The following is a 16,203-nucleotide window of genomic DNA, read 5'->3' as shown; positions in this document are numbered from 1 at the left end:
TGCTCCGAATCAATCGGTGACGCCGACAGGGCCGCCGTTGCGGTCCAGGGGCAGGCGCAGGATGAAGCAGGAGCCGGTGCCGGCCATGCTCTCCAGGCGGATGTCGCCCTTCATTGCCCGGGCGAGATCGCGGACGATGGCCAGCCCAAGGCCTCGGCCTGAGGAGGGGTGCTGGATCTTTCCGTGGTCGGCGCGGTAGTGGCTCTGGAAGATCCGCTCCTGCTCGCTCTCCGGGATCCCGATCCCGGTGTCCCAGACCTTGATCTCCAGCGTACCTTCGTCGACCGGCACCGCTTCGGCGCCGACCGCGCCGCCCTCGGGCGTGTACTTCACCGCGTTGCCCAGCAGGTTCACCAGGATCTGGATGCAGGCCCGCCGGTCGCCGCGGACCCGCCAGGGCGGAACCGGGCCGACCCGCGACAGGTCGACGCCTGCCTCGCCGGCCTTGAGGACCACGATCCGCTTGGCCTCCTGCAAGGCCTCCGAGATGTCGACCACCTCGTTGCGCAGGCGCTCGGTTGGGTCCTGGCGGTTCGAGCGGTCCAGGTCGGCCAGGAGGGTCTCCAGGTGGCGGGAGGCGGTGACGATGTTCTCCAGATAGCCGACGATCTGCTTTGGCAGCGTCTCGGCCGCCTGGCGGGTCGCAAGCTGGGCGTAGCCGACGATCGCGTTCAGCGGCGTGCGCAGTTCGTGCGCCAGGCGCGCCAAGTAGCCGTCGCCGAAGTTCTCCGAGCCTTGGGCCGCGGCGAGTTCGGTCTCCAGTTCGATGTTGCGGGCCAGCACGGTCTCCAGGGTCTCGACCAGCTTGCGCTCGACCTCGGGGGAGTCGACGTCCGGGCCGGGGCTCTTGTCCAGGATCGCGGTACCCCGGTAGCCGGTGAAGTGTCCGGAGGCCTCGTCGAAGCTGGGCACGCCGGACAGCCGGTAGGCGACCTCGGCGTCGCCGCTGACGATCACGAAGCGGGCGTTGCGGAAGGGACGGCGGTTGGCGATCGCGGTCTCCGCCGCGTCGACGCCGGTCTGCCCGTCCTCGAAGCGGCCGAGGTCGAGGAGCGCGCGACCGCGCAGCAATTGCGCCGGTATGCCCAGGGTTAATGCGACCGGCGGCGAGGCGTAGGTCAGCACTAGGTCGGCATTGCACTCCCAGACCCAGTCAACGGTCGATCGAAGATAGTCTTCGTAGCGTTCTTGCAGACGCCACAAATCGCGATCGCCCTGCGATGTGCTCCCACGCTCCGCCATTTCAGGCAACGGCTTGCGCCGTTCAACCGCACCGGCTCGTGCCGAGGTATTGGCCATCTGCGATAGCGTCCCTGTCAACGCCGCCAGGTTTGTGGGAACGCTGCCCCACTAGCCTCACACCGCACAACATATCGTGGAAAACAGGTGAAGAAAACACCATATATTCCAATTAACCCCCCGACTTCTTCGAACAGCTACGCGCCGCCAAGCTGCGCTGTTCCGCCTTTACTTGGGCGACTGCCCGCGTTGGATCGCGGCAGCAGTCCCAGAAGGATTTTGCAGCAATTGGCGCTGGGCGGATATCATCGAGATTTGGTATATGGACCGGAAATCTCCCAAAAAAGGGCGCCTGCCGAGCATGGTCCAGCCGATCGCGTTCTATTTCGACTTCTCCAGCCCCTACGCCTACCTGACCGCCCAGGTCGTCGACGAGCTCGGCGCCCGACACGGTCGCGAGGTGGCCTGGAAGCCCTTTCTCCTGGGCGTGCTCTTCAAGGTCACCGGACAGCAGCCGCTGCTGAACATGCCGGTCAAGGGCGACTACGCGCGTCTGGATCTGGCGCGCAGCGCCCGCGCACTCGGCGTGCCCTTCGTGGTGCCGGAGTCCTTTCCCTTTCATTCGGTGGCCGCGGCCCGCGCCTTCTACTGGCTCGAGGACCGCGACGCCGCGGCGGCCAGGAGCCTCGGCAAGGCGCTCTTCGATGCCGCTTTCGGCCAGGGTCGAGACATCTCCCGCGCCGAAACGGTTATCGAGATCGCCGCCGAGCGGGGCGTCGAGCGCGCGGCGATCGCGGCCGCCCTTCAGGACCAGGCGGTCAAGGACCGCCTGCGCCGCGAGGTCGACCGGGCGGTCGAGGCGGGCGTCTTCGGCTCGCCGATCCTGATCGTCGACGGCGAGCCCTTCTGGGGCCACGATCACCTGCCGGACGTCGAGCGCTGGCTGGACAGCGGCGGTTGGTAGATCCCGTGCAGCCGCGCAGCGGCACGAGGGCCTCGGCGTGACCCGCGCGCACCACGACCACCACCATCATGATCACGCCCCGGCGGCGAACGCGGGCAACGAGCGCCGGGTCTTCTGGGCCATGGTCCTAACCGGCGGCTTCGCGGTGGTCGAGGTGATCGGCGGCCTTGTCTCCGGCTCCCTGGCCTTGCTGGCCGACGCCGGCCACATGGTCACCGACTTCGTCGCCCTGCTGCTGGCCTGGCTGGCCTTCCGCCTCGGCCGCAGGCCGGGCGATCCGCGCCGCACCTTCGGCTACTCGCGCTTCCAGGTGCTGGCCGCCTTCGTCAACGGGCTGGCGCTGATCGTCGTGGTCGGCTGGATCCTGGTCGAGGCGGTCCAGCGCCTGAAGGTGCCGGTCCAGGTCGCCGGCGGCACCATGATGGCGGTCGCGGTCGCCGGCCTCCTGGTCAACCTCCTCGCCTTCGCGATCCTGCACGGCGGCGACCGGGACAACCTCAATCTGCGCGGCGCCGCGCTCCACGTGCTCTCCGACCTGCTCGGCTCGGCGGCGGCGATCTCGGCGGCGCTGGTCATCCTCTTGACCGGCTGGATGCCGATCGACCCGATCCTGTCCCTCGCCGTGGCGCTGCTGATCGTGCGCAGCGCCTGGTTCGTGATCCGCAGGTCGGCGCACATCCTGCTGGAGGGCACGCCGGACTGGCTGGACATCGCCGAGCTCCAGCGCGCGGTCGCCGCCGCCGTGCCGGGGGTCGCGGACGTGCACCACGTCCACGTCTGGTGCCTGACCCAGGAGCGGCCGCTGATCACCCTGCACGCACGCCTCGCCGCAGGCTGCGACGACCAGCAGGCGCTGTCGGCGATCCAGGCCTTCCTGAAGGCCGAGTACGGCCTCGATCATTCGACGATCCAGATCGAGCGCGGCGCCTGCGGCGACTCACCCTCACCCGCCGCGGATCAACGCTCGGCCAGGACGGCCTGATAGAGCGGGCGGTCGATGTTGCCGCCGGTGAGCACGACACCGACCTTGCGGCCGGCCAGGGCTTCGCGCTCCTGCATCACGGCGGCAAAGGCCGCGGCGCCGGCACCCTCGGCCAGGTTGTGGGTGTCGCTGTAGTAGGCCCGCATGGCCGCCTTGATCTCATCCTCGCTCACGGTCACGACCCGTGCGGCGCCCCGGTTGATCGCCCGGACCGCGGCCGGCTCCGGCACCCGGCAGGCCATGCCGTCGGCCAGGGTTTCGGCGGCGTTGGTCGAGACCGGCGCGCCGCCGGAGAAGGAAAGAGCGTAGGCCGGCGCGCCCTCGGCGCAGACCCCGACCACCTCGGTCGTCAGGCCCAGGGCATCGCGTGCCGCGATCATGCCGCAGATGCCGGAGCCCAGGCCGATCGGCACGTAGACCGTCTCCAGGTCGGGGCAGGCGGAGAGGAACTCCAGGCTGTAGCTGGCGACTCCCAGCACAAGGTCGTCGTGGAAGGACTCGACGAAGTGCAGGCCCCGCGCCGCGGCCAGGTCGCGGGCGTGCTCTAGCGCCGCCTGGAAGTCGTGGCCGTGCTCGACAAGCTCCGCGCCGAAGGCTTGCATTGCGGCGTTCTTCTCGACGCTGTTGCCCAACGGCACGACCAGGGTGCTGGTCAGGCCGGCTCGGCTGGCGGCGCAGGCGACGCTCTGGCCGTGGTTGCCGCGGGTCGCCGCGATGACGCCGGTGGTGTCCGGATCGCGGCGGCGCAAGGCTTCCATGTAGACGATCCCGCCGCGCAGCTTGAAGGCGCCGATCGGTGTGTGGTTCTCGTGCTTGACCCAGACCTCGCAGCCGGCGCGTTGGGACAGCAGCGGCCAGCAATATTGCGGCGTCGGCGGCATGACCGCATGCACGCGCTCGGCGGCGGCGCGCAACCGGTCGAGGCTGGGTGAGGCGGTCATCGCGGGCTTTCCCCTTGGATCCGGTCCAGGTTAGAAGGAGCGCGCCGGGGCCGGCAAGTACCGGGCCGCGCCAATTCCCCTTGCTCTCCGCGGCGGCCTGGCCAAAGCTGTGCGCCGGAAAATTGCACCAAGCTTCGCAGATAGTCCCGATATGACGGTCCTCAAGAGCTCGATCAGCCCCCGCTCGGACGCTTTCAAGCAAAACCGGGAAGCCATGCTGGCGCTGGTCCGGGACCTGCGGGACAAGGTCGAGAGCGTCAAGCAGGGCGGCGGCGAGAAGGCCCGGGCGCGCCACCTGTCGCGCGGCAAGCTGTTGCCCCGGGACCGAGTCCGCAATCTGCTGGATCCCGGCGCGCCCTTCCTCGAGCTGTCGCAGCTCGCCGCCTACGGCCTCTACAAGGGCGAGGTGCCGGCGGCCGGCATCATCACCGGCATCGGCCGGGTCAGCGGCCGCGAGTGCATGATCGTCGCCAACGACGCCACCGTGAAGGGCGGCACCTACTACCCGATCACCGTCAAGAAGCACCTGCGCGCCCAGGAGGTCGCCGAGCAGAACCATCTGCCCTGCATCTACCTAGTCGACTCCGGCGGCGCCAACCTGCCCAACCAGGACGAGGTCTTTCCCGACCGCGAGCACTTCGGGCGGATCTTCTTCAACCAGGCCAACATGTCGGCCAAAGGCATCCCGCAGGTCGCCGTGGTCATGGGCTCCTGCACCGCCGGCGGCGCCTACGTGCCGGCGATGTCGGACGAGTCGATCATCGTGCGCAACCAGGGCACGGTCTTCCTCGGCGGGCCGCCGCTGGTCAAGGCGGCGACGGGGGAGGCGGTCTCGGCCGAGGACCTGGGCGGCGCCGAGGTGCATTCCCGCACCTCGGGGGTCACCGACCACATGGCCAGCGACGATCATCACGCCCTGGCAATCGCCCGGCGCATCATCGGAAATCTCAACCGATCCAAGGGTATGGCGCTGGATCTTTCCGAGCCGCGCGAACCCGCTTACGACCCCGAGGAGATTCTGGGCATCGTGCCCGCCGACCTCAGGAAGCCCTACGACGTGCGCGAGGTCGTCGCCCGTCTGGTCGACGGCTCCGAGTTCGACGAGTTCAAGATGCTTTACGGCACGACCCTGGTCTGCGGCTTCGCCCGGATCTGGGGCTACCCGGTCGGAATTGTTGCCAACAACGGTATTCTCTTTTCCGAATCGGCGCTTAAGGGCGCGCATTTTATTGAGCTCTGCGCACAGCGCGGCATTCCACTGATATTCCTGCAGAATATTTCCGGCTTCATGGTCGGCCGCAAGTACGAGGCCGGCGGCATCGCGAAGGACGGCGCGAAGATGGTGACCGCGGTCGCCACCGCCAAAGTGCCCAAGTTCACGGTCATCCTGGGCGGCAGCTTCGGCGCCGGCAACTACGGCATGTGCGGCCGTGCCTATTCGCCGCGCTTCCTCTGGATGTGGCCCAACGGCCGGATCTCGGTCATGGGCGGCGAGCAGGCGGCGACCGTGCTGGCGACCATCCGCCGCGACGCCATCGAGGCCCGCGGCGATACCTGGCCGGAGGACGACGAGGCCGCCTTCCGGGCGCCGATCCTGGAGCAGTACGAGCACCAGGGCCACCCGACCTACGCCTCGGCTCGGCTCTGGGACGACGGCCTGATCGACCCGCTGGACACCCGCATGACCCTGGCCCTGGGCATCTCGGCGGCGCTCAACGCGCCGGCCGAGCCGACCCGCTTCGGCGTCTTCCGGATGTGAGGGGCGGAATGGCCGCGCCGATGTTCCTTGAGGAAATCGACGAAGCCGGCATCGCCCGGTTGGTTCTGAATAGGCCGGAAGTCCACAACGCCTTCAACGACGAGCTCATCGCCGAACTGACCGCGGCCCTGAAGCGCCTGGAGCAGGCCCCCGAGGTCCGTGCCGTCTTGCTGAGCGCCCAAGGCAAGAGCTTCTCGGCCGGCGCCGACCTCACCTGGATGAAGCGCATGGCCGGCTACTCGGAAGAGGAGAATCGGGCCGACGCGCGCGGCCTGGCCGGGCTGATGCGCACTCTCAACGATCTCGCCAAGCCGAGCATCGCCTTGGTCCAGGGCGCGGCCTACGGCGGCGGGGTCGGCCTGGTCGCCTGCTGCGACATCGCTATCGCCGCGACCCGGTCCAGCTTCTGCCTCTCCGAGGTCAAGCTCGGCCTGATCCCGGCGGTGATCAGCCCCTACGTCATCGCGGCCATCGGCGCGCAGGCGGCGCGGCGCTACTTCGTCACGGCCGAGCGCTTCGACGCCGAGGCGGCGCTGCGCCTCGGCCTGGTCCAGGAGGTCGTGGCGCCCGAGGATCTCGAGGCGGCCGGGCGCCGCGTGCTCGAGGCGCTGCTGGCCGGCGGCCCGGAGGCCCAGGCCGCGGCCAAGCGCCTGGTCCGCGACCTGGCCGGGCGGCAGATCGACGATGCCCTGGTCGAGGAAACTGCCAAGCGGATCGCCGAGATCCGCGCCGGGGCGGAAGCCAAGGAAGGGGTCTCGGCCTTCCTGGAAAAGCGCCGCCCGAGCTTCGTCCGTGACAAAGACTGAGTGCCTGCCAGCCCGGTACGAGCCAGACCTACCGTTTCTGAGGGATTCACCCGCTGGCCGAGGCTGCTAGTCTCGCTTGCGGCTTGGCCCTTCGGGTGCGACCCGGCGGCCGCAGCCGCAGGCGGATGGAGGGGGCCATGGACCTGCCCGGCCTTTTTCAGCAGGGCATTCGAGAGTTTCGCGCCGGCCGGCTGGCGGCCGCCGAATCGACCTTTCGCCGCGTGCTCAAGATTGAGGCCGGCCAGGCCGATGCCCTGCACATGCTGGGCGTCCTGGCTCATCAGCGCGGCGACCCACAGAAAGCGGTCAAGCTGATCAAGAAGGCCCTCCGCCGCAGCCCGGCGAACCCCAGCTTCCACACCAACCTGGGCAGCGCCTTGCAGGCCCAGGGCCGCGGCCAGGCCGCCCTGGAAAGCCTGCAAAAGGCGCTTTCTGCGGACCCGGATCACATGCAGGCCCACTTCAACCTCGGCAACCTCCTGTCCGAGCGGGGAGAACTGACGCGGGCCTTGTCGGCCTATCGGCGTGCCGCCGAGCTGAGCCCCGGCTTCGCCGATGTCCATTTCAACCTCGCGAACACCCTGCACCGGCTCGACGACCTTCAGGCTGCCGTCGCCGCCTACCGCCGCTGTCTCGAGCTGAGACCCGGCTTTGCGCCGGCGCACTTCAACCTGGGCAACGCGCTGCGCGACCTGGGGGAGCTCGAAGCCGCGCGGAGGTCGTACGAGCGGGCGCTGCAGCTCGATCCCAAGCTGGCCGAGGCGGAGGTCAATCTGGGCGGCGTCCTGAAGCGCCAGCGCGAGTTCGACGGCGCCATGGCCCGTTTCCGGCGGGCGCTCCAGCTTCAGCCGGACCTCGCGGAGGCCTATGCGAACCTTGGCCACGTCAATCTCCTCGCGGACTTCCGCGAGCCCGCGGTCGCCGCCTATCGCCGCGCGGTCGATCTGAATCCGGATTTTGCCGCCGGGCACATGGGCTTGGCCGCCGCCTTGGGCAAGCTGGGCCGAATCGACGAGGCCCGGGCGCACTCCAAGCGCGGCCTCGAGCTCAAGCGAACGGCCGTGCGTGCGGCGCGGGGTCAGGAGGCCGGGCGCGTGGTCGTGCTCAAGGGCCTCGAGGACAGCAGCTTCCAGATCGCGCCCAGCGACACCTTCCATGTCTTCATCGGCATGAACAACGCCGACAGCCACTTCGATGTCGACAGGTTCTGGCAGTGCGATGTCTTCGTCGACGGCCTGGACCCGGCACGGGCGGTGGAGGCGCTGCCGGACTGCGACGTGGTCTTCAACGCCATCTCCGACCCCGACGCTATGCCGAACTGCCTCGCGATCGCCCAGGCCATAGCGGCGCGTGCCGGCGTGCCGGTCCTCAACCCGCCGGCCGCGATCGCGGAGACCCAGCGGGACCGGAACCACCAGCTGCTTCGAGGCCGGGACGGCATCGCCTCTCCCAGGACCTTGCGGGTCGGCGAAGAGGAGCGGAAGACCGCGGCGCTGCCGTCGCTGATGGCGGCCCGCGACATCCGCTTTCCGGTGCTGCTGCGCTGCGCGGGCCCTCACGCCGGAGAGAGCCCCGAGCACATCGCCGACGAGGCCGCCCTCGCGGCCTACCTCGCAAAGCACGAGAGCGGCGCGCTCTATGTCAGCGAATTCATCGACTTCTCCAGCCCCCGGGGCGACTTCACGAAACTGCGGGCTTTCTTTGTCGATGGCGAACTCTATCCTGTGCACCTCTTCATTTCCGACGACTGGTACGTTCGGGGCCACGAGGAGGTCCGGCGCCTGATGCTCGAGAACAGCTGGATGGTCGAAGAGAAGCAGGCCTTCCTGGCCGATCCCCGGGCCTACCTCGGCGACGCCGCACACCGGGCCCTGCTGTCGATGACGGAGGCGATCCCGCTGGACTACTTCGGCGTCGACTTCGCCAAGCTCGGCGACGGCCGGATCCTCGTCTTCGAGGCCAACGCCTTGATGAACCACCATTATCACTTCATTGACGACTTCCCCTTTCAGAAGGCCTACTTGGACGCCGTGACCCAGGCGCTGAACCGACTCCTGTTGAACAGGATAAAGGCCTCGAAGCACGCGCAATGACGATCCCTGACGGTTCCTCCGGCGAGGCCCGGTGATGTTCGCGAGCCTGCTGATCGCCAACCGGGGCGAGATCGCCTGCCGGATCATCCGGACGGCGCGGCGGATGGGCCTGCGTACGGTCGCGGTCTATTCCGAGGCCGACCGCGGCGCGCAGCACGTCGCCCTGGCCGACGAGGGCCGGCGGCTCGGCCCGGCCCCGGCGGCCGAGAGCTACCTCCGGGCCGAGGCGATCATCGAGGCGGCCGTGGCGAGCGGCGCCGAGGCGATCCATCCGGGCTACGGCTTCCTCTCCGAGAACGCCGATTTCGCCGAGGCCTGTGAGGCGGCGGGGCTGGCCTTCGTCGGCCCGCCGGCGTCGGCGATCCGGGCCATGGGCTCCAAGAGCGAGGCCAAGACGATCATGGAAAAGGCCGGGGTGCCGTTGGTGCCCGGCTATCATGGCGCCGACCAGGATCCCCAGGTCCTGGCGAAGGCGGCCGCGGAGATCGGCTTCCCAGTCCTGATCAAGGCCTCCGCCGGCGGTGGCGGCAAGGGCATGCGCGTGGTCGAGAAAGCCGACGACTTCGAGGCGGCCCTGGCGGCGGCCCAGCGCGAAGCCGCGGCCGCCTTCGGGGACGACCGGGTGCTGATCGAGAAGTACCTGACCAGGCCCCGGCACATCGAGGTCCAGGTCTTCGCCGACTCCCGGGGCGAGGGCGTGCACCTCTTCGAGCGTGACTGCTCCCTGCAGCGCCGCCACCAGAAGGTCATCGAGGAGGCGCCGGCACCGGGGATCTCGGAGGCCTTTCGCGAGGCCCTGACCGGGGCCGCGGTCACCGCCGCCCAGGCCATCGGCTACCGCGGCGCCGGCACGGTGGAGTTCATCGTCGAGGGCGAGGCCTTCTACTTCATGGAGATGAACACCCGCCTGCAGGTCGAGCATCCGGTGACCGAATGCATCACCGGCCAGGACCTAGTCGAATGGCAGCTCCGGGTCGCCGCCGGCGAGCCCTTGCCACTGGCCCAGGACGAAATCTCCTGCAAGGGCCACGCCTTTGAGGCCCGACTCTACGCCGAGGATCCGCAGCGCGACTTCCTGCCGGCGACCGGCCGCCTGAGCCATCTGCGCCTGCCGGCGGACGACGGGCACCTCCGGGTCGACACCGGGGTCGCCGAGGGCGACGAGGTCTCGGTCCACTACGACCCCATGATCGCCAAGGTCATCGCCTGGGACGAGGACCGCGCCGCCGCGCTGCGCCGTCTCCGGGGTGCCCTGGCCCGGACCCAGGTCGTCGGGCTGACCACCAACCTGGCCTTCCTCGCCGCCCTCGCGGGCCATCCGGCCTTCGCCGCCGAGGAGCTCGATACCGGCTTCATCCCGCGCCACCGCGACTCCTTGCTGCCCGAGGCCGGGCCGCTGCCCGACGCCGTGGTCGCCCTGGCCTGCCTGGCCGAGCTCGAGCGGCGGCGGAGCGCGGCGGAAACGGCGGCGCGGCGTTCCGCCGATCCCCATTCGCCCTGGTTCCGCAGCGATGGCTGGCGGCTCAACGTCGAGACCCACAACGAGGTCACCTTCCTCGACGGCGACGTCCGCATCCCGGTGACGGTGCACTACCGCGCCGGCGGCTTCGTCCTGGACCTGCCCGGCGGATCGATGGCCGCGCGCGCCAACCTCGACTCCGAGGGCCGGCTGCGCGCGGATCTCGGTGACCGCCAGGTCACCGCGACCGTGGTGCGCCGGGCCAGCGCCTTCACCGTCTTCCTCGACGGCCGGGCCTACGCCCTGGCCTTGGACGATCCCTGGGCCCCGGGTGCCGAGGAGGAGAGCCTGGGCGGCCGCCTGACCGCGCCCATGCCGGGCAAGATCACCCAGCTCCTGGTCGCCTCGGGCGCGGAGGTGAAGCGCGGCGCGCCGATCCTGATTCTCGAGGCGATGAAGATGGAGCACACCATCGCCGCGCCGGCCGACGGCCGGATCGAGGCGCTGCACTACGCCGTCGGCGACCTCGTGGAGGAGGGCGCCGAGCTGCTCGCCTTCGAAGCGACGGAGGGCTGATGCCGATGCGCCTGCCTGACAAGGTCAAGATCGTCGAGGTGGGCGCGCGCGACGGCCTGCAGAACGAGGCGGCGACCATCCCGGCCGCGGTCAAGATCGAGTTGATCGACCGCCTGGCCGGGACCGGCTTGAGGGCGATCGAGGCCGGCGCCTTCGTCTCGCCCAAGTGGGTGCCGCAGATGGCCGATTCGGCCGAGGTCCTGGCCGGCATCGACAGGCGGGCAGGGGTGAGCTATCCGGTCCTGGTGCCCAACATGAAGGGCTTCGAGGCCGCCGCAGCCGCCGGGGTCGAGGAGATCGCGATCTTCGGCGCCGCCTCCGAGAGCTTCACGCAGAAGAACATCAACTGTTCGATCGCCGAGAGCCTGGCGCGCTTCGCCCCGGTCTGCGAGGCGGCCAAGGCCGCCGGCATGAAGGTGCGCGGCTACGTTTCCTGCGTCCTCGGCTGCCCCTACGAGGGCGCTATCGCCCCCGAAAGGGTGGTCGAGGTTGCGGCCAAGCTGGACGGGCTCGGCTGCTACGAGGTCTCGCTCGGCGACACCATCGGGGTCGGCACCCCGGCCAAGGCCCAGGCGATGCTCATGGCCACCGCCGAGGCGCTGCCGGTCGAGCGGCTGGCGGTGCACTTCCACGACACCTACGGCCAGGCCCTGGCCAACATCCTGGCCTGTCTGGAGCTCGGGGTCGCGGTGGTCGATTCCTCGGTCGCCGGCCTCGGCGGCTGCCCCTACGCCAAGGGCGCCACCGGCAACGTCGCCACCGAGGACGTGCTCTACATGCTCGACGGCCTCGGCATCGAGACCGGCGTCGACCTCGACCGACTGGCCGCCGCCGGCCGCTTCATCTCCGACCACCTCGGCCGCCCCCCGGCTTCCAAGGTCGCCCAGGCGCTGGCCGGCAAGGCGGGCTGAGCGCTGAGACGGTGCCTGGCAATGGCCTCCTCCTCGATCGAGGGGAGGGAGGGTTCGCAAGGCGCCGATCAGACCAAACACCGAGGAGCGGTGGTCGATTGGCGGAAAGCTGCGGCGGGCCGCAGATCTCAGATCAGGACTGCTGCCGCGGCACGATCGCGCCCTGGTGCTGGATGACCTCGGCGGCCAGGGCGCAGCCGCGGGCCGCGGCCTGGGCCGGCGTCTTGTCCAGGAGCCGGGCGGCGAGATAGCCGCCGTTGAAGGAGTCGCCGGCCGCCGTGGTGTCGACGACCCGCTCCACCCGCCGGCCGGGCACCGCGACCCGGCCCTCCGGCGTGACGACGGCGCAGCCTTCGGCGCCGCGCTTGACCACGACCTCCCGGGCACCCCAGTCGAGCCAGCGCGCAGCGGTGGCATCGACGGTCTCGTCGCCGTGGAGCGCGGCCTCGTCCTCGAAGGTCGGCAGGGCGATGTCGGTCAGCCGACCGATCGCCTCGTAGGCGGCCCGCGCGGCGGCCGGCTCGGGCCAGAGGGCCGGGCGGTGGTTGCCGTCGAAGGCCACTTTGGCCCCGGCGCCGCGCAGGTCCTGCAGCAGCGCCAGCAGGCGATCTCGCCCCTCCTCGCCGAGAATGGCCAGGGTGATTCCCGAGAGATAGATCATCTCGACGCCCTCCAGCCGGCCCGCAAGGTCGCGGTCACGTCCGTCCTCGAGCAGGGACCGGGCGGCTGCCTCCCGGCGCCAATAGTAGAAGCGGCGCTCGCCCGACTCGTCGGTGGCGATGGCGTAGAAGCCCGGCCGGCGGCCGGCGAGGCGATAGACCAGGTCGGTCTCCAGCCCCTCGGCCCGCCAGGCCGCCAGCATCGAGTCGGAAAAGACGTCGTCACCCAGGGCGGTGACGTAGGCGACTCGGGCCGCCTCGGGCAGGCAGCGCCGGGCGTAGACCGCGGTGTTCAGGGTGTCGCCGCCGAAGCCCAGCCTCGCCGGGCCGGCGAAGGGGCCGGCCTGGTCGAGGGTCGCCTCGACCATGCATTCGCCGATGGCGGCCAGCCTCATGGGGCCGCCTTCAGGGCCTGAAGGCTCTCCCGGGCCAGGCCGGCGATCTCGTCCCAGGCCTCGGCCTCGATCAGTGGCTCCGGGGCGATCCAGGAGCCGCCGAGGCAGAACACGCAGTCGAGCCGAAGATAGTCCGCCGCCGAGTCGCGGCTGATACCGCCGGTCGGGCAGAAGCCGACCTCCGGGAAGGGCGCGGCCAGGGCCTTGAGCGCCGCCGGTCCGCCGAGCGGCGCGGCCGGAAAGAACTTCAGGCGCCGGAAGCCCTGGGCCAGGGCGGCCATGACCTCGGAGGCGCTGGCGACGCCGGGCAGGAAGGGATGTTCCCAGCCGCGTGCGGCCTCCAGCAGCGCCGGGGTCGCCCCAGGGCTGACCGCGAAGCGGGCGCCGGCTGCCGCCGCCGAGTCGAGCTGCTCCCCATCGAGCACCGTGCCGGCGCCAACCAGCAGCTCGGGCGCGGCCTCGGCGGCGGCCGCGATAGCCTCGGGCGCGCCGGGCCGGCGCAGGGTGATCTCGATCGCCGCGACGCCGCCAGCGGCCAAGGCCCGGGCCAGCGGCGCGGCCTGTGCCGGCCGCTCGATGGTCAGCACCGGGATGATCGGGGCCCGCCCGACCGCCTGGAGGAAGGCTTGGAATCGCGGGTTCGGCTCGGCCATTGGGCAGGCGTCCTCGGATTTCGTCGCTGATCAAGCTGCTTACGCGACCCGCCCCTTGGCCTTCAAGGCAAAGATCGCCGGCCGGGATCAGCTGCGGCGGAAGATCAGCAGCCGGGCGGCGGCGTAGGTCCAGGCGAAGGCGCAGAGGTCGGAAACGACCTTGGCGATGATCGCCGGCATGGCCTGGGCGGCCAGCCAGATCGCGGCGGTGGCGATGGCCAGGCTGATCGCACTCGAGGCCATGAAAGCGAAGCCCTTGAGCACCGCTTCCCCGCCCCGGCTGCGGTCGTTGAAGGTCCAGAGCTTGTTCAGGAAGAAGCCGATGGTGATGGCCGTGGTGAAGGCGACGACGTGGGCCAGGATCAGGTGCCATCCGGCGAGGTAGTAAAGGACGGCAAAGAGCAGGATGTCGACGCCCGCGTTGAAGATCCCGACGGTCACGAAGCGGGAAGCCTTCTGGATCTCGAGGAAGAGGCGACTTGGCGCTTTGGTAGGCTTGGCGCCGGGGGGCAGGTGCGTCGTCATCGCACAACAATGTCAGCCCAGGCCCGCGGTGCAAGCCAAAGCCTCGCGTTTCGGGGAGATTCCCGACTCCAGGGCGCCGGACTGCCACGGTTCCTTTGCCGGGAGATGACGGCGAGGCGACGAATCGACTCGGCCCGCCGTGGCGGCCTTGACCTCGCGGGCGCCAGCCGCTTGCCTTGGCGGCGGGAAGGACTTGTGCGGGAGGTGCCGGGGCGCCACCTGCAGAGGCAAACTCTGGAGGGACGGGGCCGTGGCCCTCAATTTGATCAAGCTGGCCGTGGGCTCGGAGGACCTCGAGACGCTCGCCCGCTGGCAGGCGCAGCGCCGGCGCCAGCTAGGCCGGCTGCTGCATTTCACCCGCATGATGCCGCGCCGCCGGGAGGAACTGCTGGACGGCGGCTCCATTTACTGGGTCATCCGCGGCCTGATCCGGGCGCGCCAGGGGATCCTCGACATCGAGGCCGTGACCGACCGTGAGGGCCGGGCCATGACCGCCCTGGTCCTGGACCCGGAGCTGGTCCGCACCGAGCCGCGCAGCCAGCGCGCCTTTCAAGGCTGGCGCTACCTGACCGCGGAGCAGGCGCCGCGGGACCTCGGGAAGGGCGTCGAGGACCTGGCGGAGATGCCGCCGGAGATGCTGGCGGAACTGCGCGCGCTGGGCCTGATCTGATCCCGGTTTCGGTCGGCCGCCGGGCCGCCGCGTCGAGGGGGCTCTTTTGCCGCGCCTCAAATCTGCTTGAAATTTCAAGGAAAATCCCCAAGTACCATTACACGCGGATGGCCGTCGGCAGCCGCCGGAAAAAATTTCATTTCGGTTGCAAAAAGTCGCGACAAAGTGCTGGACAGGCATCCGGCATCGGCCTATATACCCATCCGCCGCGACACGGCGCCCCTTCCGGGAAGCCAGCGCGGACCGCCGAACGGCGGATTGGCCAAGGGCTGTTAACCAAGTGTTGAACGGCCAGAGGTCTCTCGATATACTCTGCGGCCCTGCGCCGCCGATCGATTCGGTTGGTGGGGCTCTTTTGTGCGGTCAGATTTCCGGCCGTGCTGCGCGGCTCACGTCTCTGATGGACGACAGCTTCAGGGAAGTGCTTCGCGCCGGCTCTTTGTCATTGTGGATCAGAAGGAAGGGATGCGCGGACGGCGGTCTCGGATATCGGGAAGACCGGTATCAGGACCTCTGTCTGAGATGCATCCGTGAATGCAGCCAAGCATTCTTTAGTAAGGAAAAGCTCTTGTGACGAGGTGCCTTTGTCCCGCGGTCGACTTTGGCCGGTCGTGGGGAGGTCAACTTGAGAGTTTGATCCTGGCTCAGAACGAACGCTGGCGGCAGGCCTAACACATGCAAGTCGAACGATGAGGCCCCTTCGGGGGTACATCAGTGGCGCACGGGTGAGTAACGCGTGGGAACCTGCCCTGGGGTACGGAATAACTACGGGAAACTGTAGCTAATACCGTATACGCCTCATGGGGGAAAGATTTATCGCCCTGGGATGGGCCCGCGTCGGATTAGGTTGTTGGTGGGGTAACGGCCTACCAAGCCGACGATCCGTAGCTGGTCTGAGAGGATGATCAGCCACACTGGGACTGAGACACGGCCCAGACTCCTACGGGAGGCAGCAGTGGGGAATATTGGACAATGGGCGCAAGCCTGATCCAGCCATGCCGCGTGCGTGAAGAAGGCCTTAGGGTTGTAAAGCGCTTTCAGCGGGGACGATGATGACGGTACCCGCAGAAGAAGCCCCGGCTAACTCCGTGCCAGCAGCCGCGGTAATACGGAGGGGGCAAGCGTTGTTCGGAATTACTGGGCGTAAAGGGCGCGTAGGCGGACTATCAAGTCAGAGGTGAAAGCCCCGGGCTCAACCTGGGAACTGCCTTTGAAACTGATAGACTAGAGTCCGGAAGAGGATAGCGGAATTCCCAGTGTAGAGGTGAAATTCGTAGATATTGGGAAGAACACCAGTGGCGAAGGCGGCTATCTGGTCCGGTACTGACGCTGAGGCGCGAAAGCGTGGGGAGCAAACAGGATTAGATACCCTGGTAGTCCACGCCGTAAACGATGTGTGCTAGCCGTTGGGGGACCTAGTTCCTCGGTGGCGCCGCTAACGCTTTAAGCACACCGCCTGGGGAGTACGGCCGCAAGGTTAAAACTCAAAGGAATTGACGGGGGCCCGCACAAGCGGTGGAGCATGTGGTTTAATTCGAAGCAACGCGCAGAACCTTACCAGCCCTTGACAT

General features: G+C 69.0%; 13 protein-coding genes and 1 rRNA gene. 9 read left to right on the top strand and 5 right to left on the bottom strand.

The features are described 5' to 3' along the window. Positions 1 to 9 precede the first annotated feature (9 nt). Entirely contained in the window at positions 10 to 1,203 is a 1,194-nt protein-coding gene (locus QNJ30_13640) for an ATP-binding protein (protein ID MDJ0944505.1), read from the bottom strand. Positions 1,204 to 1,600: 397 nt separating this feature from the next. Here QNJ30_13640 and QNJ30_13635 point away from each other — a divergent pair, with 397 nt between their 5' ends. Next, positions 1,601 to 2,203, top strand: coding sequence for a 2-hydroxychromene-2-carboxylate isomerase (locus QNJ30_13635; GenBank protein MDJ0944504.1), 603 nt, complete (start codon positions 1,601 to 1,603; stop codon positions 2,201 to 2,203). Between the two features lie 37 nt (positions 2,204 to 2,240). After that, entirely contained in the window at positions 2,241 to 3,185 is a 945-nt protein-coding gene (locus QNJ30_13630) for a cation diffusion facilitator family transporter (GenBank protein MDJ0944503.1), read from the top strand. On the opposite strand, the gene QNJ30_13625 is transcribed toward QNJ30_13630, so the two are convergent. Next, entirely contained in the window at positions 3,161 to 4,126 is a 966-nt protein-coding gene (locus QNJ30_13625) for a threonine dehydratase (protein ID MDJ0944502.1), read from the bottom strand. The two genes, QNJ30_13630 and QNJ30_13625, sit on opposite strands and share 25 nt — an antisense overlap. Positions 4,127 to 4,277: 151 nt before the next feature. On the opposite strand from QNJ30_13625, the gene QNJ30_13620 reads away from it, so the two are divergent. The 5 genes from QNJ30_13620 to QNJ30_13600 all read left to right on the top strand — a co-directional run bounded on the left by QNJ30_13620 (position 4,278) and on the right by QNJ30_13600 (position 11,730). Next, positions 4,278 to 5,885 (top strand): carboxyl transferase domain-containing protein, encoded by a 1,608-nt coding sequence (locus QNJ30_13620; protein ID MDJ0944501.1) that lies wholly within the window; start codon positions 4,278 to 4,280, stop codon positions 5,883 to 5,885. An 8-nt stretch (positions 5,886 to 5,893) separates the two neighbouring features. Then, positions 5,894 to 6,691: an enoyl-CoA hydratase/isomerase family protein gene (locus tag QNJ30_13615; protein ID MDJ0944500.1), complete on the top strand. Its 798-nt coding sequence runs from the start codon at positions 5,894 to 5,896 to the stop codon at positions 6,689 to 6,691. 137 nt (positions 6,692 to 6,828) lie between these two features. Continuing rightward, positions 6,829 to 8,784, top strand: a complete 1,956-nt coding sequence (locus QNJ30_13610) for a tetratricopeptide repeat protein (protein ID MDJ0944499.1) — start codon at positions 6,829 to 6,831, stop codon at positions 8,782 to 8,784. A gap of 34 nt (positions 8,785 to 8,818) precedes the next feature. Then, positions 8,819 to 10,819, top strand: coding sequence for an acetyl/propionyl/methylcrotonyl-CoA carboxylase subunit alpha (locus QNJ30_13605; GenBank protein MDJ0944498.1), 2,001 nt, complete (start codon positions 8,819 to 8,821; stop codon positions 10,817 to 10,819). Positions 10,820 to 10,824: 5 nt separating this feature from the next. After that, complete coding sequence (locus QNJ30_13600; protein MDJ0944497.1) at positions 10,825 to 11,730, top strand: hydroxymethylglutaryl-CoA lyase; 906 nt, start codon at positions 10,825 to 10,827, stop codon at positions 11,728 to 11,730. A gap of 133 nt (positions 11,731 to 11,863) precedes the next feature. On the opposite strand, the gene QNJ30_13595 is transcribed toward QNJ30_13600, so the two are convergent. The 3 genes from QNJ30_13595 to QNJ30_13585 form a co-directional block, all read right to left on the bottom strand. Next, complete coding sequence (locus tag QNJ30_13595; protein ID MDJ0944496.1) at positions 11,864 to 12,784, bottom strand: sugar kinase; 921 nt, start codon at positions 12,782 to 12,784, stop codon at positions 11,864 to 11,866. After that, positions 12,781 to 13,437, bottom strand: coding sequence for a bifunctional 4-hydroxy-2-oxoglutarate aldolase/2-dehydro-3-deoxy-phosphogluconate aldolase (gene eda / locus QNJ30_13590; GenBank protein ID MDJ0944495.1), 657 nt, complete (start codon positions 13,435 to 13,437; stop codon positions 12,781 to 12,783). Before eda ends, QNJ30_13595 begins: the two co-directional genes overlap by 4 nt. 87 nt (positions 13,438 to 13,524) lie before the next feature. Beyond that, positions 13,525 to 13,878, bottom strand: a complete 354-nt coding sequence (locus QNJ30_13585) for a GtrA family protein (GenBank protein MDJ0944494.1) — start codon at positions 13,876 to 13,878, stop codon at positions 13,525 to 13,527. A 334-nt stretch (positions 13,879 to 14,212) separates the two neighbouring features. Here QNJ30_13585 and QNJ30_13580 point away from each other — a divergent pair, with 334 nt between their 5' ends. Further along, positions 14,213 to 14,632: a DUF1489 domain-containing protein gene (locus QNJ30_13580; protein MDJ0944493.1), complete on the top strand. Its 420-nt coding sequence runs from the start codon at positions 14,213 to 14,215 to the stop codon at positions 14,630 to 14,632. 621 nt (positions 14,633 to 15,253) lie between these two features. Further along, positions 15,254 to 16,203, top strand: a 16S ribosomal RNA gene (locus QNJ30_13575); the annotation flags it as partial.

It is taken from the genome of Kiloniellales bacterium (genome assembly GCA_030066685.1).
GTDB lineage: Bacteria > Pseudomonadota > Alphaproteobacteria > Kiloniellales > JAKSBE01 > JAKSBE01.
Note: the sequence above shows the minus strand (reverse complement) of the source record. Positions and strands in the feature narration are given on the sequence as shown.

Excerpts from the sequence above, each read along its gene's own strand:
- QNJ30_13635 (MDJ0944504.1), top strand. The coding sequence starts at position 1,601 with ATGGTCCAGCCGATCGCGTTCTATTTCGACTTCTCCAGCCCCTACGCC.
- QNJ30_13625 (MDJ0944502.1), bottom strand. The coding sequence starts at position 4,126 with ATGACCGCCTCACCCAGCCTCGACCGGTTGCGCGCCGCCGCCGAGCGC.
- QNJ30_13620 (MDJ0944501.1), top strand. The coding sequence starts at position 4,278 with ATGACGGTCCTCAAGAGCTCGATCAGCCCCCGCTCGGACGCTTTCAAG.
- QNJ30_13615 (MDJ0944500.1), top strand. The coding sequence starts at position 5,894 with ATGGCCGCGCCGATGTTCCTTGAGGAAATCGACGAAGCCGGCATCGCC.
- QNJ30_13610 (MDJ0944499.1), top strand. The coding sequence starts at position 6,829 with ATGGACCTGCCCGGCCTTTTTCAGCAGGGCATTCGAGAGTTTCGCGCC.
- QNJ30_13605 (MDJ0944498.1), top strand. The coding sequence starts at position 8,819 with ATGTTCGCGAGCCTGCTGATCGCCAACCGGGGCGAGATCGCCTGCCGG.
- QNJ30_13600 (MDJ0944497.1), top strand. The coding sequence starts at position 10,825 with ATGCGCCTGCCTGACAAGGTCAAGATCGTCGAGGTGGGCGCGCGCGAC.
- QNJ30_13595 (MDJ0944496.1), bottom strand. The coding sequence starts at position 12,784 with ATGAGGCTGGCCGCCATCGGCGAATGCATGGTCGAGGCGACCCTCGAC.
- eda (MDJ0944495.1), bottom strand. The coding sequence starts at position 13,437 with ATGGCCGAGCCGAACCCGCGATTCCAAGCCTTCCTCCAGGCGGTCGGG.